13 protein-coding genes are annotated in these 18,886 nt (G+C 60.0%); 11 read left to right on the plus strand and 2 right to left on the minus strand.

The window, feature by feature from the left end:
- Nucleotides 1–47 precede the first annotated feature (47 nt).
- The 10 genes from ACSEXS_RS06765 to ftsY all read left to right on the plus strand — a co-directional run bounded on the left by ACSEXS_RS06765 (nucleotide 48) and on the right by ftsY (nucleotide 16,147).
- Entirely contained in the window at nucleotides 48–1,004 is a 957-nt protein-coding gene (locus ACSEXS_RS06765) for a carbohydrate ABC transporter permease (protein WP_438432397.1), read from the plus strand.
- Nucleotides 1,005–1,017: 13 nt separating this feature from the next.
- On the plus strand, nucleotides 1,018–1,851 hold the full coding sequence (locus ACSEXS_RS06770; RefSeq protein WP_438432398.1) for a carbohydrate ABC transporter permease: 834 nt from the start codon (nucleotides 1,018–1,020) through the stop codon (nucleotides 1,849–1,851).
- Between the two features lie 92 nt (nucleotides 1,852–1,943).
- Nucleotides 1,944–3,764, plus strand: a complete 1,821-nt coding sequence (locus ACSEXS_RS06775) for a glycoside hydrolase family 66 protein (RefSeq protein WP_438432399.1) — start codon at nucleotides 1,944–1,946, stop codon at nucleotides 3,762–3,764.
- On the plus strand, nucleotides 3,761–5,476 hold the full coding sequence (locus tag ACSEXS_RS06780) for a glycoside hydrolase family 66 protein (RefSeq protein ID WP_438432400.1): 1,716 nt from the start codon (nucleotides 3,761–3,763) through the stop codon (nucleotides 5,474–5,476). Before ACSEXS_RS06775 ends, ACSEXS_RS06780 begins: the two co-directional genes overlap by 4 nt.
- A gap of 195 nt (nucleotides 5,477–5,671) precedes the next feature.
- A complete protein-coding gene (locus ACSEXS_RS06785; RefSeq protein WP_438432401.1) occupies nucleotides 5,672–7,468 on the plus strand; it encodes a cache domain-containing sensor histidine kinase in 1,797 nt (598 codons plus the stop codon).
- Nucleotides 7,465–8,742, plus strand: a complete 1,278-nt coding sequence (locus ACSEXS_RS06790; protein ID WP_438432402.1) for an extracellular solute-binding protein — start codon at nucleotides 7,465–7,467, stop codon at nucleotides 8,740–8,742. The genes ACSEXS_RS06785 and ACSEXS_RS06790 overlap by 4 nt, the downstream gene beginning before the upstream one ends.
- 205 nt (nucleotides 8,743–8,947) lie before the next feature.
- Nucleotides 8,948–10,483 carry a response regulator gene (locus ACSEXS_RS06795; protein ID WP_438432403.1) on the plus strand — a complete coding sequence of 512 codons (1,536 nt, stop codon included), beginning with the start codon at nucleotides 8,948–8,950 and terminating at the stop codon, nucleotides 10,481–10,483.
- A gap of 277 nt (nucleotides 10,484–10,760) precedes the next feature.
- The gene (locus ACSEXS_RS06800) at nucleotides 10,761–11,276 is read left to right on the plus strand and encodes a hypothetical protein (RefSeq protein WP_438432404.1); all 516 of its coding nucleotides are present in this window, start codon (nucleotides 10,761–10,763) and stop codon (nucleotides 11,274–11,276) included.
- Between the two features lie 256 nt (nucleotides 11,277–11,532).
- On the plus strand, nucleotides 11,533–15,108 hold the full coding sequence (smc, locus tag ACSEXS_RS06805; protein ID WP_438432405.1) for a chromosome segregation protein SMC: 3,576 nt from the start codon (nucleotides 11,533–11,535) through the stop codon (nucleotides 15,106–15,108).
- A gap of 58 nt (nucleotides 15,109–15,166) precedes the next feature.
- Complete coding sequence (gene ftsY / locus ACSEXS_RS06810) at nucleotides 15,167–16,147, plus strand: signal recognition particle-docking protein FtsY (RefSeq protein WP_438432406.1); 981 nt, start codon at nucleotides 15,167–15,169, stop codon at nucleotides 16,145–16,147.
- Between the two features lie 220 nt (nucleotides 16,148–16,367).
- Here ftsY and ACSEXS_RS06815 read toward each other — a convergent pair whose 3' ends face one another.
- Nucleotides 16,368–17,522: an S-layer homology domain-containing protein gene (locus ACSEXS_RS06815; protein WP_438432407.1), complete on the minus strand. Its 1,155-nt coding sequence runs from the start codon at nucleotides 17,520–17,522 to the stop codon at nucleotides 16,368–16,370.
- 99 nt (nucleotides 17,523–17,621) lie between these two features.
- Entirely contained in the window at nucleotides 17,622–17,975 is a 354-nt protein-coding gene (locus tag ACSEXS_RS06820) for a winged helix-turn-helix transcriptional regulator (RefSeq protein WP_438432408.1), read from the minus strand.
- A gap of 104 nt (nucleotides 17,976–18,079) precedes the next feature.
- On the opposite strand from ACSEXS_RS06820, the gene ACSEXS_RS06825 reads away from it, so the two are divergent.
- On the plus strand, nucleotides 18,080–18,868 hold the full coding sequence (locus ACSEXS_RS06825) for an amidohydrolase family protein (protein WP_438432409.1): 789 nt from the start codon (nucleotides 18,080–18,082) through the stop codon (nucleotides 18,866–18,868).
- Nucleotides 18,869–18,886: the final 18 nt, after the last annotated feature.

An 18,886-nucleotide genomic window follows, 5' to 3' on the forward strand; every position in this document is an offset into this window, starting at 1 on the left:
CTTCATCCGGGGAAGGGCAAGTCGTTATAGAGAGGAAGGTGTGCCGTATGGCAACCGAAGCGCCGGCAGTCAAGCCGGGCAAGATCAAGCCAGGCTGGAGCAACCGGCTGAAGAAAGGCGGCCGGGAATGGCTGGCCGTTCTGCCTTTTATCATTCTTGGGGTCGCGGGAACCCTGGTGTTTGTCGTCTACCCGATGATCAAGAACATTCTGATCAGCTTTCAGGATTACAGCATCATGCCGAACGCGAAGAATCCCTTCATCGGCCTCGACAATTACAAGTTCGCGTTCAACGATCCGAATCACCGGTTCTACATGGCGGTCAAGAATACCGTTCTGAACGTCGTGCTGACCGTGCCCCTCAATTGGTTCCTGGCGATCTTCTTCGCCGTGCTCATCAACATGAAATTCGTCAAGCACAAGCTGGCCTGGCGGACGATTTATTACCTGCCGATCATCACCTCCTGGATCGTGGTCGCCTTCCTGTTCCGATTTCTGTTCGCGAGCGGGGAGAACGGTCTGGTGAATTTCTTGCTCCTCAAGCTGCATCTGATCGACAAGCCGATCGCTTTTCTCGCCAATTACTGGTCGGCGATGGTGGTCATCTGGCTGTTCCATATCTGGAAGACCGTCGGCTGGGGCATCGTCATCTACCTGGCGGCGCTTCAAGGCGTCTCCAAGGACTATTATGAGGCGGCGGAGCTGGACGGAGCGAACGGCGTACAGCAGTTCTGGAAAATCACCGTTCCGATGCTCGCGCCGATCACCGCGTTCGTCCTGATCAACCTCATCAACGGGGCGTTCAATATTTTTCCGCAGGTCTACTTCATCACGAAGGGCGGCCCGATGGACCAGACCCAGACCTTGCCCAGCTTGATGTTCATCCAGGCTTTTACCAATTTCAAATTCGGCTACGCGGCCGCGCTCAGCGTCATGATGGGGATCACCATCTTCCTCTTGACCTTCACCCAGATGAAAAAATTCGGCAACCAGCGGTTCTTGTAAAGGAGGCGTTCCCATGCATATCAAGTGGCTTTCCAAGCTGGTTATCTATGCGATCATCATCGCCGGGGCGCTTACCTTCCTGTTCCCGTTTGTCTATATGATCATGACCAGCTTCATCAAAGGCGCGTATTCGCTGCCCCGGCCGAAGGAAATTTTCTCGGTCACGCCCAATCTGTACAATTTCAAGCTCGTGCTCGGCAAAAACCATTTCATCGACTATTTCAAAAACAGCATCATCGTCACGGCGGTGGCAATGTCGGGGAGCTTGTTCCTCGGCTGCCTGACCGCATACGGCTTTGCCCGGTTCCGGTTCCCCGGTAAGGAGCTGTTGTTCCGGATGTTCCTGCTCACCACGATGATTCCGGGCGCGATCAACATCATTCCGCAGTTCCTCATCATCAAGAATCTCGGCCTGGTCAATACCTATGCCGGACTTTGGCTGCTGTACATTGGCGGCGGTGTGGTCGGCAGCACCTTCTTCCTGCGCGGTTTCTTCGAGAGCATCCCGAAGGAGTTGGAGGAATCGGTGTTGATCGACGGCGGGGGCAACTGGCGCATCTTCTTCAACATTTACTTGCCGCAGTCCCTGCCCGCCATCGGCACCCTCGCCATCTTCTCCTTCCAGGGAACGTGGGAGGAGTATTTCACCGCCCTGGTCATCCTCAAGACCGAGGCCCTGCGGACGCTGCCGATCGCCTTGCAGGCCTTCAACGACAAGTACGCCACCAATTATTCGCAGGTGTTCGCGGCGTCGCTTATCGCGCTGCTGCCGGTCATTCTCGTCTACCTCGTCTTCCAAAAGCGCTTTGTGCAGGGCGGCTTCAACGAAGGGGCCGTGAAGGGCTGAGGCTACCGGGCAAAGAAAGGTCCGGATCAGCAACCTTTCTACAATCCGCACTGTAAGACCGAAATCTATTCTGCGAAAGGATACCCCACCGCATGAAGTTACCCATGGGTCAAAAAAGGGCCATCTCTCCGGCCCTAACCGGCGCCGTATGCCTCGGTGCGCTTGCTCTCCTGCTCGGAATCTCCGGCTGCGACAAGGCGGAGGTGCGCATCCAGACAGTGCCGGATGGTGACGGGCTCACCCGGCTTGAGACGGACAAGGCGGCATACCGGCCGGGAGAGCCGGTGCGGTTTGCCGCCGAGCTGAACGGCGTTCCGGCTTCCGCGAAGCTCATCGTCCGCTACAAACACCTGAACGACACCTTGACTGAACAAACCGTAGCCGCGTCAGGCGGCAAGGCCGAGTGGGAATGGACGCCGCCTGCCGACGATTTCCGCGGCTATCTGGCGGAGGTTCTCCTGAAGCAAGACGGCAAATGGACGGACCGCGCCTCCATCGCGGTGGACGTCTCAAGCGACTGGTCCAAATACCCGCGCTATGGGTACCTGGCCGATTTTCCCGAGATGGACGCCGCCGACATGAAGAAGACGGTCGATCGTCTGAACCGCTTCCACCTGAACGGCGTCCAGTTCTATGACTGGCAGTACCGGCATGAGCAGCCGATCCGCCTGGAGGACGGGAAGCCCGCCTCCGGCTGGACGGATATCGCAAAGCGCCCGGTCTCCTATGAGACGGTGAGCGGCTATATCGATCTCCTGCACGGGCGGGGCATGAAGGCGATGAACTACAATCTGCTGTTCGGCGCCTACCAAGATGCGGAGAAGAACGGCGTCAAGCGGGAGTGGGGGCTGTTCAAGGACCCGCTGCTGGAGAACCAGGACCGCCATCCGCTGCCGAGCTCCTGGGCGAGCGACATCTACCTCTACAATCCGGCCGATCCGGGTTGGCGGGACTATCTCTTCGCGGCGGAGCGGAGCACCTTCGAGACGCTTCCCTTCGACGGCTGGCACGTCGATCAGCTCGGCGATCGCGGAGCGCTCTGGAACGGCGCGGGCCAAAGCGTCAACCTGGCGCTGACGTACAAGGATTTCCTTGCGGCGGCCAAGGAGCGGCTGGGCAAAGAGCTGGTGATGAACGCCGTCGGCCAATACGGCCAACCCTTGATCGCCAAGGCCCCGGTGCAGTTTCTCTATTCCGAGGTGTGGGAGAGCTATCCGGAGTACAAGAGCCTGAAGCAGGTGGTCGACGAGAACATCAAGTACGGCGGAGGCAAGCTCGCCTCGGTGCTCGCCGCCTATATGAACTACGACCGCGCCGATTCTCCGGGCGAGTTCAACGCGCCGGGCGTGCTTCTGACGGACGCCACCATCTTCGCTTCCGGGGCTTCCCATTTGGAGCTCGGCGAGAACCTGCTGGCGAAGGAGTATTTTCCGAACCGCAATCTGTCGATTCCGGCGGCGCTGGAGGAGCAGCTGGTGGCCTATTACGACTTCCTGACCGCTTACGAGAACCTGCTGCGGGACCCGGCGGAGGAGCAGGCAATCGTGGTCGATGCCGGACCGTCGCTGTCTGTCAGCGCCGCGCCGAAGAAGGGCAGCGTCTGGGCGCTGGCCAAGGAGCAGGCGGGAAGAACCGTGCTGCACTTGGTCAATTACAGCGACGCCGTCACGATGAACTGGAACGATGCGGCCGCCACCCAGGCGGAGCCGAAGCTGCGGGAGCAGCTGCCGCTGTCGGTGACCCTTCCGGCCGGCCGGAAGATCAAGGCGGTGTGGACCGCTTCTCCCGACGCCTGGGGAGGCTCGCCGGTGGAACTTGATTTTAAACAGGAGAACGGCAAATTGACCTTTACCCTGCCGAGCTTAAAATACTGGGACATGATTGTCCTGGATGACGAAGGAGACAAACGATGACGACACCCATCTCGCTTACGCTCGATCTGTATCCCGACAAAGCGCAATATCGGCCCCACGAGCCCGGATTTCTCCTGGTGGAGCTGACAGCCTCCGCATCGGCGGATCTCGTGATCCGCACGGAAATCCGCAAGCTGCATGAAGCGCCGCTGTCCGTGCAAACCGCCGCAGCCGCCTGCGAGGCGGGCAAGCCCCTGCTGGTTCGCGTGCCGCTGGTAACGGCCGGAACCGATTGGGAATGCTACGGCGTGGAAATCACCGTCCTCCGGGACGGTGAGACGCTCGCCCGCGCCTGGAGCGCCTACGACGTCGCCGACCACTGGCGGCGGGCTCCCCGTTACGGCTTCCTGAGTGATTTCCGCTCGGAGGAAGAAGGGGACCTGCGCGACGCGGACAGCCTGCGCCGGTTCCACTTGAACGTCGTGCAGTTCTACGACTGGATGTACCGGCACGATCAATTGATTCCGCCCGCCGACGAATTCGTCGATCCGATGGGCCGTCCGCTCTCTTACAAGGTCGTGCGGGAAAAGCTGGACGCCCTGCACGAGCGGGGCATCGCCGGCATGGCTTACGGCGCCGTCTATGCGGCACTCAAGGACTACCGCGAGGCGCATCCCGAGCTCGGGCTGTACAAGCGGACGGGCGAGCCGTTCGAGCTGATCGACCTGTTCTTCCTGATGGACATCAGCCCGGATTCGCCCTGGAGCGCCCACATCGTCGAGCAGTTCCGTCAGGTGGTCGCCTCCGGCTTCGACGGCATCCACATGGACCAATACGGCTTTCCCAAGAAGGCGGTACGCCGCTTGCACGGCCGTGAGGAGACCGTCGACCTGGCGGCCTGCTATCCCGCACTGATCGACCGCGCGAAGGAAGCGGTGCTCACGGCTAACCCGGATGCGGGCCTCATCTTCAACAACGTCAGCGGCTACCCGCTGCGGGCGACGGCCGGGGCCGACCAAGAGGCGGTCTACATTGAGGTCTGGCCGCCGGTCGTCCACCTGCGGGAGCTGAAGGGCCTGATCGACGAGGCCAAGCTTGCCGGCGGCGGCAAGCCGGTGATCCTGTCCGCCTACCTGCCCGCGTTTTATCCGAAGGCGGGAAACGATGCCGAATGGTCGGAGAACGGCGCGGTCCTGACGATGGCGGCGATCTTCGCCAGCGGCGGGTATCATCTGCTGCTCGGCGAGGACGAGAAGCTGCTCACCATGGCTTATTATCCCGACTATGCGGCAATGCGTCCTTCCTTCGTTGCCGAAACCCGCCGGTATTACGACTTTATCGTCCAGTACGGCAAGCTGCTGTTCGATTCTGCCCTGGAAGATCTCACGTATACGTATACGGGCGGCGTCAACACGGAGATCCGGTTCGAGGGAGCGGCGGTCTTTGCGCCGAACGGCGATCCGGACAAGGTTTGGACGATCGTCAAGCGGCTTCCCGGCTACTTGGTCGTCCATCTGCTCAACCTGGTCGGTCTCGAGGACGACCTTTGGGAACACGGCAAAACGACCCGGCCCGAGCCGCAGTTCGGCTTCACCGGCACGATCCTGCTGGAGCAGGCGCCGGCCGGGCTCTACTGGGCCAGTCCGGATGTGGAAGACGGGTCGCCGCAAGCGCTGCCCTTTGACATCGTACCGCATGAACAAGGCGAGGCGGCCCGGTTTACGGTGCCGAGCCTCTCCGTTTGGACGATGCTGTACGTGGAATGGGCTTGATGGCTTGAGCGCTTGACCCTTGCGGCGGGAAGCTCCTTTGAGCGAAAAGCCCCGGGCGACTTTGTCGTTCCGGGGTTATTTGCTTAAGAAGAGGGCGGAGTATGGGCAAAGTCGCCATTGGCGGCGGAAGCGGTTTCCGCTACACTGAAAGAAACGACATAAACCGACAAAATCTTCACTGAGGGGGAAGCGCGAGTGAGGTTATCGAGACGAATCAGCCACCGCTTTGCGGGCAGAATGATCGCGGCTTTTCTGCTGGCTGTGCTGATTCCGCTCGTCTTTACGAGCGTTTCCTTTTACCGCGAATCGGCAGCCATCGTCAAAGCCAACGTCAGGCAGACCTCGGTCCAGTTGGCCAAGCAGACGGCGGACGCCATTTCCAGCATGATGAACGCAGGCTTCGACGCATCCGACTTTCTCTACAGCGACGTGAAGGTGCAGGCGGTCGTCGGCGGCTCGCAGGGGCAGACGGCCGAGGCGAAGACCGAATTAAACGATTATGTCGTCTCTACGTTGAACAACCTGGCGTATTCCAGCTCCTTCATCAAGCACATCTATGTGTTAAGCGCGGATACCCAAAGCGGCTGGGGCAGCGGAACCTTCAACATTGTCAAGCTGCTGCAGGCCCAGCTTGCGGAGACGGACTGGATTCGGGAGGTTCTCCGCCTGGACGGGAGCCCGCTCTGGCTCGATCTGCAGTACGACCGCCTGAACGGGGCCGGGACTAACTACGAGCTGGTGCTTCCGGTCGCGCGGGCGCTGAAGAGCTTTTCCACCATGGAGCAGGTCGGCTTCGTTCAAGTCAACCTGGACGGCCGGGCGATTCTCGACACTCTGGAGAGGCCGAAGCTGGGAACGACCGGCCGGTTCTTTATCGCGGACGCGGAGGGAAAGGTGCGGATTTCCTCCGATCTCGGACTCATCGGCAAGCCGATCGACAATCCCGAGCTGTTCGACGAAGCGGTCGGCCACGATAAGGTCGAGTTTCAATTCGCCCAGGACGGTGTCGGTTATTACGGAGTCAAGCAGCGTCTCGAGAACGGCTGGCTGCTGCTGGGAGTCGTGCCGGTGAAGGAGATCACGGGTCCCCTCGACCGCCTGCAATCGCGGATTCTGTCCTCGGCGGGCCTGTTTGCGCTCGTCGGCATCGCGATCGGCACGATCATCGCCGGGTATGTCACCAACCCGATCAACCGCCTGATCCGCGTCATGAGAAAGGTGCAGCAGGGCGATCTGGAGGTCCGGGCGGAGATTCGTTCGGTCGACGAGATCGGCCAGCTCAGCCGCCAATTCAACAAGATGCTGCAGGAAATCCAGACGCTGATGCTGCAGGTCGAGGAAGAGCAGACGCGCAAGCAGGAGGCCGAGCTCCGGGCGGTCATGCACCGGATTCAGCCGCATTTCCTCTACAACACCCTGAGCACGCTTCGCTGGCTCATCCGCGCCGGCCAGCAGGAGAGGGCCGATCAAGGACTCGCGGCGCTGACCCGGCTGTTGGAAGCGAATATGGGCAAGAGCGGCGGAAGGATCACCGTGGAAGAAGAGCTCGACATCATCCGCAAGTACCTGGTGATTATGGAAATTCGCTATCAGCAGCCATTTCGGCTGAAGGAGACGGTGGACCCGGGACTGGGCGAGGAGCTCATCCCCCGGATGCTGCTGCAGCCGCTGGTGGAAAATGCGGTGTTTCACGGTATGGTGCCGCTGGGAACCGGCGGCGAGATTGAGGTCACGGTGCTGCGATCGGGAGCGGACATCGAGTTCGAGATCCGCGACGAGGGCCAGGGCATCGAGCCTGACCGGCTGGCGCTTCTCCGCAACCCCGATTCGGCGCCGCCCGGAACGTTCGGCATCGGCCTGCTGCACGTTCACGATACGCTGCGGCTGTATTATCCGGGGCGCTCGAAGTGGTCGATCGAGAGCATCCCGGGTCGGGGCACCTCGGTCCGCCTCACCGTTCGGAGCCAGAGTGGGAAGGAGAGAGAGCGATGAACAAGCGAATCGCCGGAAGAAGAGCCCTCGGCGGAATCCTGGCGCTCTTGCTGCTTGCGGGCTGCGGCACCGGGGGCTTCATCTCCGACCCATCCCGGGTGGATTCTCTGCCCGATCCGTCCGGGCATACGGTAGAATATTGGCACACCTACAGCGATGAAGAGACGCGAATCCTGGAGCGCGAGCTGATCCCTCTCTTCGAACGGAACCATCCCGGCATTCGCATCAAGTCGGTGCGCCAGACGAACAATACCGAGCTGAAGAATACGCTCTTTGCCCGCTCCGCATCGAATCGGGGGCCGGATGTGGTGCGGATGGATATCGCTTGGATTCCCGAATTTGTCCAGCTGAATCTCTTGGTCCCGCTGGAGACGAATTCGGGATTCTCCGAGCTTCGCAATGAGCTCCGTCCCGATGTGATGAGCCTTGGAGAGAAAGGGGGGCATGTCTACTCACTGCCCCTCAACGTAAACACCAAAATTGCCATCTACAACCGCAAGCTGTTGACCGAAGCGGGGTATTCCACGCCGCCCGCCTCCATGCGGGAGGTGCTGAAGGCAGCCGAAAAGACCGGCGGCAGGATCGGCATCGGCGGACTCGACGCTTGGCGGTTCCTGCCCTACTTGTACGCCATGGGCGGGTCCTTCTTGAATGCCGCCAACACCCGGGCGACCGGCTCGCTCAACAGCCCGGAATCGGTGCGCGCGGTCGAGGAACTGGTGGCGTACTACCGCAAGGGCGTGCTGGATGCCGTCCTGCTCCAGGGCGGCGGCAATCTGTGGGAGGAAGTCCGGGGCGGCGATGTCTTCATGACCGACGAAGGCCCGTGGTTTTACAGCGTGCTGGACGAAGCGGAGCAGGCGAAGGCGATGGAGGATACGGTGAGAGCGTCCATGCCGAGCGCCTCACCCGACCGGCCGGCCTCGATCGTCGGCGGCGAGAGCCTTGTGGTGCTGAAGAGCAGCCGGGTGCAGGCGGACGCCTGGACGTTCATGGAATGGCTGGCCGGCCGGGATGCTCAGCTTACCATGGCGAAGACCGGCCTCATTCCGACTCATCTGGATGCGGTCCAGCGGCTGTCTTATGGAGAGGCGAGTTATTCCGCTTCCTATCTGCAGGCGCTCCAACACAGCTTCATCCGGCCGCCGGTGCGAAATTGGTCGAAGCTGGACACGGCTTTTCGGCTCGGCCTCAAACGGATCTTTGAGGGATCGGTGCCGGTTCGTCAGGGCTTGGACGAACTGGCCGCGGAACTCGACGCGCTGCTGGAGTAGCGGCGGGTGTCTTATTTTACGCACGAGAATCGGAATAATCTGCCCCTGTCCGGATCCCGGGGAGTGCTACAATAAAAGGGCAGCGCTGCAACCAAACGGGGCGTATGGCGTAACCTGCCCAGCCTGTCTCCCGCTCGCCGGACCGGCGGATGGGCAAAGGATGAACGAACACGCACAGAGCCTTTCTTCAGCAGGAGGAACTTCCATGTACAAGGTTATGATCGTGGACGACGAGCCGATTATTCGGACGGGCATCCGCGCCTCGGTGAATTGGGAGGCCGCGGGGCTGACCATGATCGGCGATTACTCGAACGGGGCGGAGGCGATGGAAGCGCTCCGCCGGGAACGGGCGGACATTCTCATCACCGATATCAAAATGCCGCTGATGGATGGCTTGGAGCTTACCCGCCGGGCCATGGAACTGCATCCGGGCCTCAAGGTGATTCTGATGTCTAATTACAACGACTTCCATTACGTCCGGCAAGGGATCGTGCTGGGGGCGATGGACTATATTCTCAAGCTGACCCTGGAGCCGGAGGAATTGGTCGCCGTCCTCGAGCGCTGCGCCGAGGCGATCGAGCGCGAGCGGCAGGGCGCGAGCGGCTCCGCCGGCTGGCACCGGCAGCTGCTGTTGGCCGACCGCAAGAACGCCGAGCGGGAGCTTGCCGAGCGGCTGCGCAGCGGGAGCTTGGACGGAGGCACTTCCTTCCTGCCGGATGCTTTTCAGAACGGTTGCACGCTTGCGGCGCTCGTCATCGACCACAGCGATGAGTTGAAGCAGGGCAACGGCTACCTCTACCTGAGCTTGATGGCGGAGGACATCAAGCAGCGGTTCTATCAGCGCTACGAGACGGGCGTGGCCGTCGCTACCCGCGAAAACGAACTGCTGCTGCTCATTCCCGTGGCCTATGCCCTCCCGAACGAATGGAAGGAATCATTGGAGAAGGCGACCGGCCTCCGGCTCACGATCGGCTATCGGGGTGGGGCGGATGCGGAGTGGTTGGGAAGCGCGATCCGCGAATTGGAGGAATTTCGCGTCTGCCGGTTCTACGAAGGCACCGGCGCGATTTACCGCATCGGAGAAAAGCGGCCCCCTCGCCCCGCCGTATCGCTGCCCGCGGAGCTTCTGGACGATGGGCCTGCGGAGCTGCGGCAGATCCTTGAACGGAAGGTGGCGGAATGGAGCAGCGGACAGATGGAACCGGAACGGGTGAAGCAGGCGGCCTGCGAGGTCTTCAGCCAGCTGTTCCTGAAGGAGCTCGAGCCGAAGCTGGTCTTGGAGTATTACCGCGATCTGACGAACGCCGAGACACTTCAGGAGCTTGTGGCTCGTCTGGCGGCGGCCATCCGCGAGTGCGCCGCCGGGAGAAGCGAAGACGGCAAGCCGGGGTCGGCCCGGCAGATCATCGAGAAGGCCGAGGAGTACCTGGCCCGGCATTATACGGAAGAGATCACGCTCCAGCGGATCGCCGATCACGTGCATGTGAGCAAGAACTACTTCAGCTTCTTGTACAAGAAGCACACGAACCACAACTTCATTGACCGGCTGATCCATCTGCGGATCGAACGGGCCAAGGAGCTGCTGCGCGCAAGCGAGCTCAAGGTCTACGAGGTCGCCGAGCAGTCCGGCTTCAATGACGTGAAATACTTCAGCAAGCTGTTCAAAAAGCTGACCGGCTTCTCGCCGGTCGAATACCGTAATGAGCCGGGGCAAGCGGACGAGGGCCTGCCGCGTACTTAACCGACCGTCTTCGGAGTGATCCGAACGAACCCCATAGCGTGAGACCAATCAAAACACCTTCAAGCAAAGGCGTCCATGTCGTGAGATGTGGAGGACAAACTTGGGGGTGTTTTGCGTTCCATGAGTTAGATCCGGTGGAAACCATGAGGAAAGCCATCGTAATGAGAGGAGCGGGAGGGGAAAACCGGGTTGAACCGGAATCGAAAAAGCGTAAAATGAAGATGGAAAGAGTGAAGAATAAAATCCATCCAAAGGAAAATATGGCGGTGAGAAATAGATGAAGCTTTACAGATCGGTGATCATTTTCATCCTATTCTTCTTCCTATTAGCCGCATGCTCTATCAAACCGAATAATATAAACGATGCAATGGATGAAGCCGGAATTAAGTATGATCAGATTTATCGGTATGAAGATGTAGACGCGGAGAAATTAAGCCTTGTTTTTTATGGGATCAATAGCCAGATTGGGGTGGGTTTAGTTCAGAAAGATCATAATACTTGGAAATGGGTAATAGGGTCAACGATTCACAAAAAAAAGGAGGACGTAACATTAAGTTATCTTAATTTGGATAAACGTGTTCCTTTCCTTTGCGGAATAGTAACGAATTCAACTATTCATCAACTGATCGCTGAGTACTCGGTAGATTCTGAAACGGTAAAAAAACAAGCTGAGTTTATCGAACTGTCCGATAAGGAAAGAATATGGTTTATAAAGTTGGATAAGCCACAGCGACCTCCTATTAAATTGACCGGATATAAAGAGAACGGGGACATGGAGTGGACGTCCAACTGAAGGGCTGACCCTCCTGTCCGGGAAGAATACAGAGAGAAGTAAGGCAAAATTGTTCAGCCATCGAGGTCATTGGTCGGTACGGGTATATGCATCGTTATTACGAGATGACTTCTCAGAAAAATCGGGGTCATCCTTTTTGACGTTTCATTTAAAAAATCGACAAATGGGGCGGATCGTGGCGCGGAATGTTTTTGTACGTGGGAATGCCCGGTTATGGTACAATATACGTTGTATTTCCACACCCTGAGGTGAGAGCATGTTCTTGAAACGACTGGAGCTCGCGGGCTTCAAATCCTTTGCCGACCGGACGGAGCTGGAGTTCGTTCCCGGCATTACGGCGGTGGTCGGACCGAATGGCAGCGGCAAAAGTAACATTTCCGACGGCATCCGCTGGGTGCTCGGCGAGCAGAGCGCCAAGTCCCTGCGCGGCGGCAAAATGGAAGACGTCATCTTCGCCGGAAGCGACGCGCGCAAAGCCGTCGGCGTCGGCGAGGTTTCGCTTACGCTGGACAACAGCGACGAATCGCTGCCGCTCGGCTTCAGCGAGGTTACCGTCACCCGCCGCGTTCACCGCAGCGGCGACAGCGAGTACCTGATCAACAAACAGCCGTGCCGGCTGAAGGACATCACCGAGCTGTTCATGGACACCGGCATCGGCAAGGAAGCGTATTCCATTATCGGCCAAGGCCGGATCGAGGAAATCCTCAGCACCAAGTCGGAAGACCGCCGGGGAATCTTTGAGGAGGCCTCCGGAATCGTCAAATATAAGTCACGCAAAAAAGAAGCGGAAAAGCGGCTCGCCGAGACCGAGCAGAACCTGCTGCGCATTCACGATCTGGTGACGGAGCTGGAGGATCAAGTCGAGCCCTTGCGCGAGCAGGCCGACAAGGCGAAGCGCTTCAAGGAACTGAAGCAGGAGCTCAAGCTCAACGAGATTTCCATGTACATCTATCAGATCGAGCAGTTGCACCGGCAGTGGACGGAGACCGGCGAGCGGCTCGCGGCGCTCAAGAGCCGGCAGTTGGAGCTGTCCGCCGAGGTCGGCAAGCATGATGCCCAGCTGGAGAAGCATCGCTGGGAAACCCGTCGGCTCGACGAGGAGCTGGAGCGGCTGCACGCCCTCCTGCTCCAGGTGAGCGAAGAGACCGAGAAATGCGAGGGCCAGGGCGAGGTGCTCAAGGAGCGCCGGAAGAACCTGGCCGCGAACCGCGAGCAGATGCTCCAGACGCTCGCCACCCGGGACAGCCGCCTCGCCGAGCAAAAGGACGAGATGGCGAACCAGGAAGCGAAGATCGCCGAGCTCTCGCAGGCGCTGAAGGAGCTGCAGAGCGTCGTTCAGGCCGAGGAAGCGAAGATGGTCGGCGTGACCGGTGGCCTGAGCGGCGACAAAGAAGAGCAGCTCAAGGGCGAGCTGCTCACGGTGCTGAACGAGCTGGCGCAAGCGAAGAATGAGATCCGCTACGCGGAGCAGCAGACCGAGACCCTGAAGCGGCGCGGCGAGCGCCTCGGCGAGGATACGGCCAAGTGGCAGAGCCAGCGCGAGAAGCTGGCCGGCCGCCGAGCCGAACTGACAGAGCGCCGCGACAAAGCGGCTGCCGACGTGGAGCGGATGCGGGCGGAGTACGAGACGCTCACCGCGAATAGGCAGAACCGCCAAGCGCTTGAGGCGGAAGCCGCCGCGGCGGAGCGCAAGTGGGAGCAGCGGCTCGACGCTCTGGTCTCGCGGCGTGACACCATGCGCGAGCTCCTGAACGATTACGACGGCTTCCAGCACGGCGTCAAGGAAGTGCTGAGAGCGAAGGACCGGCCCGGCGGCCTGTCCGGCATTCACGGCGCGGTCGCCGAGCTGGTCAAGGTGCCGGCGGACGTCGAGCTCGCCGTGGAAACGGCGCTCGGCGCGGCCCTTCAGAACGTCGTCGTCGACAGCGAAGCGGAGGGACGGGCGGCCATCGCCTTCCTGAAGCAGCGGCAGTTCGGCCGCGCCACCTTCCTGCCGCTCGACGTCATCCGCGGCCGGTGGGTCGGCGACGCAGAGCTGCGCGGCATCAAGGATCACCCCGGCTTTGTCGGGGTAGCTGCCGATCTCGTCGAATACGAAGAGGTGTACAAGCAGGTGGTGTACTCCTTGCTCGGCACCGTGATTCTGGCGAGGTCGCTGGAGGATGCGAACAAGATCGCAGCCCGCTGCCAGTACCGCTACCGCGTCGTCACCTTGGACGGCGACGTCGTGAATCCCGGCGGTTCGATGACCGGCGGCAGCCAGCATAAGAAGTCGGCGAGCCTGCTCGGCCGGCAGCGGCAGATCGACGAGCTGGAGGACGAGATTCGCTCCACCCGCCGGCAGTTGAACGACCTTCAGGCGCGAAGCCGGAAGCTGAAGGAGGACCTGGCCACGGCCGGCACCCGCCTGGAAGAACTCCGCAGCGAGGGCGAACGAAAGCGGATCGAGCTGGAGCAGGCGAACGCGGAGCTGAGTCCCCTGGAGAACGAGTCGAGGAACGCCGAGGACAGCCTGCTGATCCAGCTTCAGGAGAAGGACGAGGTCGAGAAGGAGCTCGCCGCTCTGTCCCAGAGGCGGGGAGCCGCCATTCTCGCCGTGGAAGAATTCCTCGAGCGGGAGCAGGAGCTGCGCCGATCCATCGAGAAGGCCGAGCATTCGCGCAAGGCAAACGAGTCGGCCAAGGAAGAGATGCAGACCCAGCTTACCGATCTGAAGATTCGCGCCGCTTCGCTGGCACAGGAGAAGCAGTCGCTCTCCGATCAGCTGCGGCGCATGCAGGCCGCTTACAGCACGGAGGAAGCGGAACGGGAATCCGGCCGCCGCGCTCTGACCCAGCTGGAGCAGGACATCGCGCTCGCCGAGCAGGAGACGCTGCTCCAGACCGAGCAGCTCAACGGCATGCGAATCAAGAAGCAGGACTATACGCAGGAAACCGAGTTCAAGCGCTCCGAGCGGGCCCGCTGGACCGCCGAGCTGGAAGAGAAGGAGAACGAGACGCGGGAGCAGCGGAACAGCCTGAAACAGGTCGAGGAGGATTTGCACCGCTCGGAGGTGCAGGCGAATCGGCTCGACGTTGAACTGGACAACCTGCTTAAGAAGCTGGCCGAAGATTACGAGCTCAGCTACGAGCTGGCCAAGGAACGCTACCCGCTGCCCGAGGATATAGCCGCCACGCAGCTCAAGGTACGTGACCTGCGCCGCGCCATCTCCGCGCTCGGCGAGGTGAATCTGGGCGCGATCGAGGAATTCGCCCGCGTCAGCGAGCGCTTCGACTTCCTGAGCGGCCAAAAGGCCGACCTGATGGAAGCGAAGGCCACGTTGTACCAGGTTATCCGTGAGATGGACGACGAGATGTCCAAGCGGTTCCATACCACCTTCGAGGCGATCCGCCTGCAGTTTGTCGTCGTGTTCGCGAAGCTGTTCGGCGGCGGCCGGGCGGACCTGATCCTGTCCGATCCCGAGCACGCGCTCGATACCGGTATCGAGATCGTCGCCCAACCGCCCGGCAAGAAACTGCAAAACCTGCAGCTGCTCTCCGGCGGCGAACGTGCACTCACCGCGATCGCGCTGCTGTTCGCCATTCTGCGGATCAAGCCGGTGCCCTTCTGCGTGCTGGACGAAGTAGAGGCCGCTCTCGACGAAGCCAACGTAAGCCGGTTCGCGGAATACCTGCGCGAGTTTTCCGGGACGACGCAGTTCATCGTCGTCACACACCGCAAGGGGACGATGGAAGAGGCCGATGTGCTGTACGGCGTGACCATGGAAGAGGGCGGCGTGTCCAAGCTGGTCTCGGTTCGTCTCGAAGAAGACGAGGCGGTCGTCTCGGCTTAAAGCGCTAATCCGGCAGGCTTTCCGGAGCCGCGGTTCACTACCCCAAGGAGGATGAAGCATGAGCTTCTTCAAAAAGCTGAAGGAAAGCATCTCCGGCAAGACGGAGGCGGTTACCACCAAATTCAAGGAAGGACTCTCCAAGACCCGCGATATGTTCGTCGAGCGGGTCGAGGATCTGATGTTCCGCCATAAAAAGATCGACGAGGAGTTCTACGAGGAGCTGGAGGAAATTCTCATCGGCGCCGATGTCGGCGTGAATACGGTGATGAAGCTGATCGACGAACTCCGGACCGAAGTGAAAAAACGCAAGATCGAAGACGCCGCGGAGCTGAAGCCGGTTCTCTCCGAGAAGCTGGTCGGGCTGCTGAAAAGCGATGCCGACAACTCGCTGAAGATGGCCGAAGAGGGCGTTACGGTCATCCTCTTCGTCGGCGTCAACGGCGTCGGCAAGACGACGAGCATCGGCAAGCTGGCCCACCGCTACAAGCAGGAGGGCAAGAAGGTCATGCTGGCGGCGGGAGATACCTTCCGCGCCGGAGCCATCGAACAGCTGGAGGTGTGGGGCCAGCGGGTCGGAGTGGACGTCATCCGACAGCAGGCCGGTTCCGACCCTGCGGCGGTCATGTTCGACGCGATCCAGGCGGCGAAGACCCGGGGCGTCGATGTGCTGCTCTGCGACACGGCAGGCCGTCTGCAGAACAAGGTCAACCTGATGGAGGAGCTGAACAAGATCTACCGCGTGATCAAGCGGGAGATTCCCGACGCTCCCCACGAGGTGCTCTTGGTGCTGGACGCGACCACGGGCCAGAACGCGCTCAGCCAAGCCAAGCTGTTCGGAGAGAAGACCGGCGTGACCGGACTGATCCTGACCAAGCTCGACGGCACCGCCAAGGGCGGAATCGTCATCGCGATCCGTCAGGAACTGGACATTCCCGTCAAATTCGTCGGCCTCGGCGAGAAGATGGACGACATGCAGGTATTTGACTCCGAGCAATTCGTGAACGCCCTGTTCAGCGGCATGAAGGTAGAAGAAGAATAAGTGCATTCGGGATCTTTGGACCGCCGACCGCAAGCCCAGCTTGCAGTTGGCGGTCTGTTTTATGAAGAAAGCGCGAAGGATCAAATAGACTGATAAAAACCCACGCAACGATCTCGCCGATAAGTTGGCGGCAGGACCAAAGCCAAAACAGCCTGACCGAAAATGGCTCGGTCAGGCTGTTTCCTGCGCGGTAGGCCGGATTAGCTGGCCTAACGGTTAATTACTTCGAATGCGCGTCGGCATAGGCGATCGCCCGGTCGAGCATCTGAGCGGCGTCCTTCTGCGTGATGCGTTCCTTCGGCAGGAACTTGCCGTCCGCATTCAACTGGGCGATGCCCATCTTCAGCGAACGTTGTACGGCCCCTTGATAGCTCGCGGTCAGATCGCTGTCATCGGCAAATTCCGCCGGCTTGATGTTGATGAGCGGGTACTGGCGGGATTTTTCCAATGCTTGCTGCAGATAGAAGGTGAACTCCTCGCGGGTGAGCGCCTTGGCCGGATCGAGATCGGACGGCAGCTCGACGCCGTTGAAATGGGCGATGACGAGCGCATCCGCATACCAGGCGTCGTCGGCTACCTTGGAGAATAAGCCGCTTGCGGCCGGCACCTTGTTGGAACTGAAGAAGTCCAAGTTCAGCTTTAAGCCGGTCACGATCCGCGAGACGGCCTGAGCCCCGGTCAATTCGGCTTCCGCTTGGTAGGCGTCTTCGCTTTCGGAGGATACGGGCGGGACCGGTTGGTGCGATTCCACAAAGGAAACCGCGTTGAAGGCATAAGCGGCGGCCTCGCCGCGGCTCAGTACGGCCTTCGGGTGGAACTTGCCGTCCTCGTCGAGCTGGCTGATCTTCATGATCAGCGAGCGTTGGATAGCGCCCTGGTAGATCGTCGTCAGGTCGGCCTCGTCGGCGATCTGGATATAAATCTTGATCAGCGGGTAGCCGCCCGTCGCTTCAATGCCCTGCTGCAGGTAATACACGAACTCTTCCTTGGTAAGCGGCCGGTTCGGGTCGATGTCCTTCGGCAGATCGATGCCCTTGTAATGGGCAACCGAGAAGGCGTAGGCGTACCAGGCGTTATCCGAGACCTTGGTGTAATAGGAGCTCGGTCCCGCCAGCTTGACGGTCTCCAGACCCAGCTTGTCTCTCAGCGCATTGACGATGAGCGTAAGGCCCTCCGCCGCCGTGATTTGCTCCTTCGGAGCGAAGATGCCGTCTTTCACGCCTTGCACCACTCCTCGGTCGCGGAGCTTCTCGATTTGCGCCGCATGCGCATCGCCTTTTACATCCTTGAAGCCTTCCGCGGCAAAAGCTTGACCGGCGCTGCCGGCCAGAATGACGGCCAGTGCGGCCGCCGCCGTTTTCTTCGCCTTAAGCATGATGTTCACCCCATCTGATTGGTGTTTGTTTCCTGTGCACCCTCTCAGACGGGGAAACTCGCAAAAGGTTGCAGGCTGCGGAAATCTCTACGTCTTGCTTTACTGTCCCGCCTCCTCGGCATATCGGTGCTCCAATCCCCAATCGCGCATCTGCTGAAGGAGCGGCAACAAGCTTTTGCCCTTGGCGGTCAGCGAATATTCGACTTTGGGCGGTACTTGGGGATATTCGCGTCGGGCGACGATCGATTCGTTCTCCAGTTCCTTCAAGGTAGCCGTCAGCATTTTATGGGTGACGCCTTCGATACTGCGCTTCATCTCGCCGTAGCGTGCCGTTTCCCGGCAGGCCAACATATAGAGGACTTTCAGTCTCCATTTGCCGCTGACGATGGAAAGGGTGTATTCGAACGGTTCTCGGTCTGCCACATAGCAGAGAAGGGGAGCGGGACTTGGCATGCGGATACTCTCCTTTTTGTAAGATAGGCACTTATAAGTGCATACTGGCTGCCGTCGTTCGCTCCCGTTACAATGAATCCAATTCAGAAGAAGGGGAGATTGCCATGATGATAGACGGTCATTCGCATGTAACCTTGCCGGTGGAGGAATCGATCGAAGCCATGAACCGGGCGGGAGTGGACAAGACGGTGCTGTTCTCGACCTTGGTTCACCCGGAACTGGCTCTTTCGGCGAATGAGTTGAAGCAGGAGATGGGCAAGCTGGGCGCAATCCTAGCAGGTTCGATCCGTTCCGAAGCAGCTCGACTTCGCGCCTTGCAGGAACTGAAGGAAGCCGTGGACCGTTATCCGGACCGCACCCTCGGTTTCGGCTACGTTCCCCTGGGGTTGAGTCCGGAAGGGACGGTACGATCCTTCGAGAATCACGTAATCGGGAATGGCTTTGTCGGGTTAGGCGAATACACGTTGCCGAGTGGGGCCGTTCCGAGGCTGGAGCCTCTATTTCAAACGGTCTCGGTCATCCAGCCTATGCCGATATGGATTCATGCCTTCCACCCGCTGGTTCTCTCGGATCTTCAAGACATCGCAGCGCTAGCCGAACGGTATCCGTCCGTACCGGTCATCATGGGGCACTTGGGCGGAGTCCATTGGTTGGAGGCTCTTGAGCTTGTGAAGAGGATTCCCAATCTCTATCTGGACACGTCGGCTGCCTATTCCACGTTCGTTCTGAAGCTTGTTCTTCGAGAGCTTCCCGACAAGTGCATTTTTGGGGTCGACCGCCCCTATGGCGATTTGCAGCAATCACTCGATACGATACGGGGGTGCGGCGTGCCGGCCGCCAGTCTGGATCAGGTGCTGGGCGGAACGTTGCAAAGGCTTTTGAAGCTGTCCTAATTGCGCCAAACGGTAAAG

This window comes from Gorillibacterium terrae, from assembly GCF_051594785.1.
In the GTDB taxonomy this organism is placed as follows: Bacteria; Bacillota; Bacilli; order Paenibacillales; family NBRC-103111; genus Gorillibacterium.

Bases quoted from the DNA above. Each gene is read 5' to 3' on its own strand.
- ACSEXS_RS06765 (WP_438432397.1), top strand. From the start codon at position 48: ATGGCAACCGAAGCGCCGGCAGTCAAGCCGGGCAAGATCAAGCCAGGC.
- ACSEXS_RS06770 (WP_438432398.1), top strand. From the start codon at position 1,018: ATGCATATCAAGTGGCTTTCCAAGCTGGTTATCTATGCGATCATCATC.
- ACSEXS_RS06775 (WP_438432399.1), top strand. From the start codon at position 1,944: ATGAAGTTACCCATGGGTCAAAAAAGGGCCATCTCTCCGGCCCTAACC.
- ACSEXS_RS06780 (WP_438432400.1), top strand. From the start codon at position 3,761: ATGACGACACCCATCTCGCTTACGCTCGATCTGTATCCCGACAAAGCG.
- ACSEXS_RS06790 (WP_438432402.1), top strand. From the start codon at position 7,465: ATGAACAAGCGAATCGCCGGAAGAAGAGCCCTCGGCGGAATCCTGGCG.
- ACSEXS_RS06795 (WP_438432403.1), top strand. From the start codon at position 8,948: ATGTACAAGGTTATGATCGTGGACGACGAGCCGATTATTCGGACGGGC.
- ACSEXS_RS06800 (WP_438432404.1), top strand. From the start codon at position 10,761: ATGAAGCTTTACAGATCGGTGATCATTTTCATCCTATTCTTCTTCCTA.
- smc (WP_438432405.1), top strand. From the start codon at position 11,533: ATGTTCTTGAAACGACTGGAGCTCGCGGGCTTCAAATCCTTTGCCGAC.
- ftsY (WP_438432406.1), top strand. From the start codon at position 15,167: ATGAGCTTCTTCAAAAAGCTGAAGGAAAGCATCTCCGGCAAGACGGAG.
- ACSEXS_RS06815 (WP_438432407.1), bottom strand. From the start codon at position 17,522: ATGCTTAAGGCGAAGAAAACGGCGGCGGCCGCACTGGCCGTCATTCTG.
- ACSEXS_RS06820 (WP_438432408.1), bottom strand. From the start codon at position 17,975: ATGCCAAGTCCCGCTCCCCTTCTCTGCTATGTGGCAGACCGAGAACCG.
- ACSEXS_RS06825 (WP_438432409.1), top strand. From the start codon at position 18,080: ATGATGATAGACGGTCATTCGCATGTAACCTTGCCGGTGGAGGAATCG.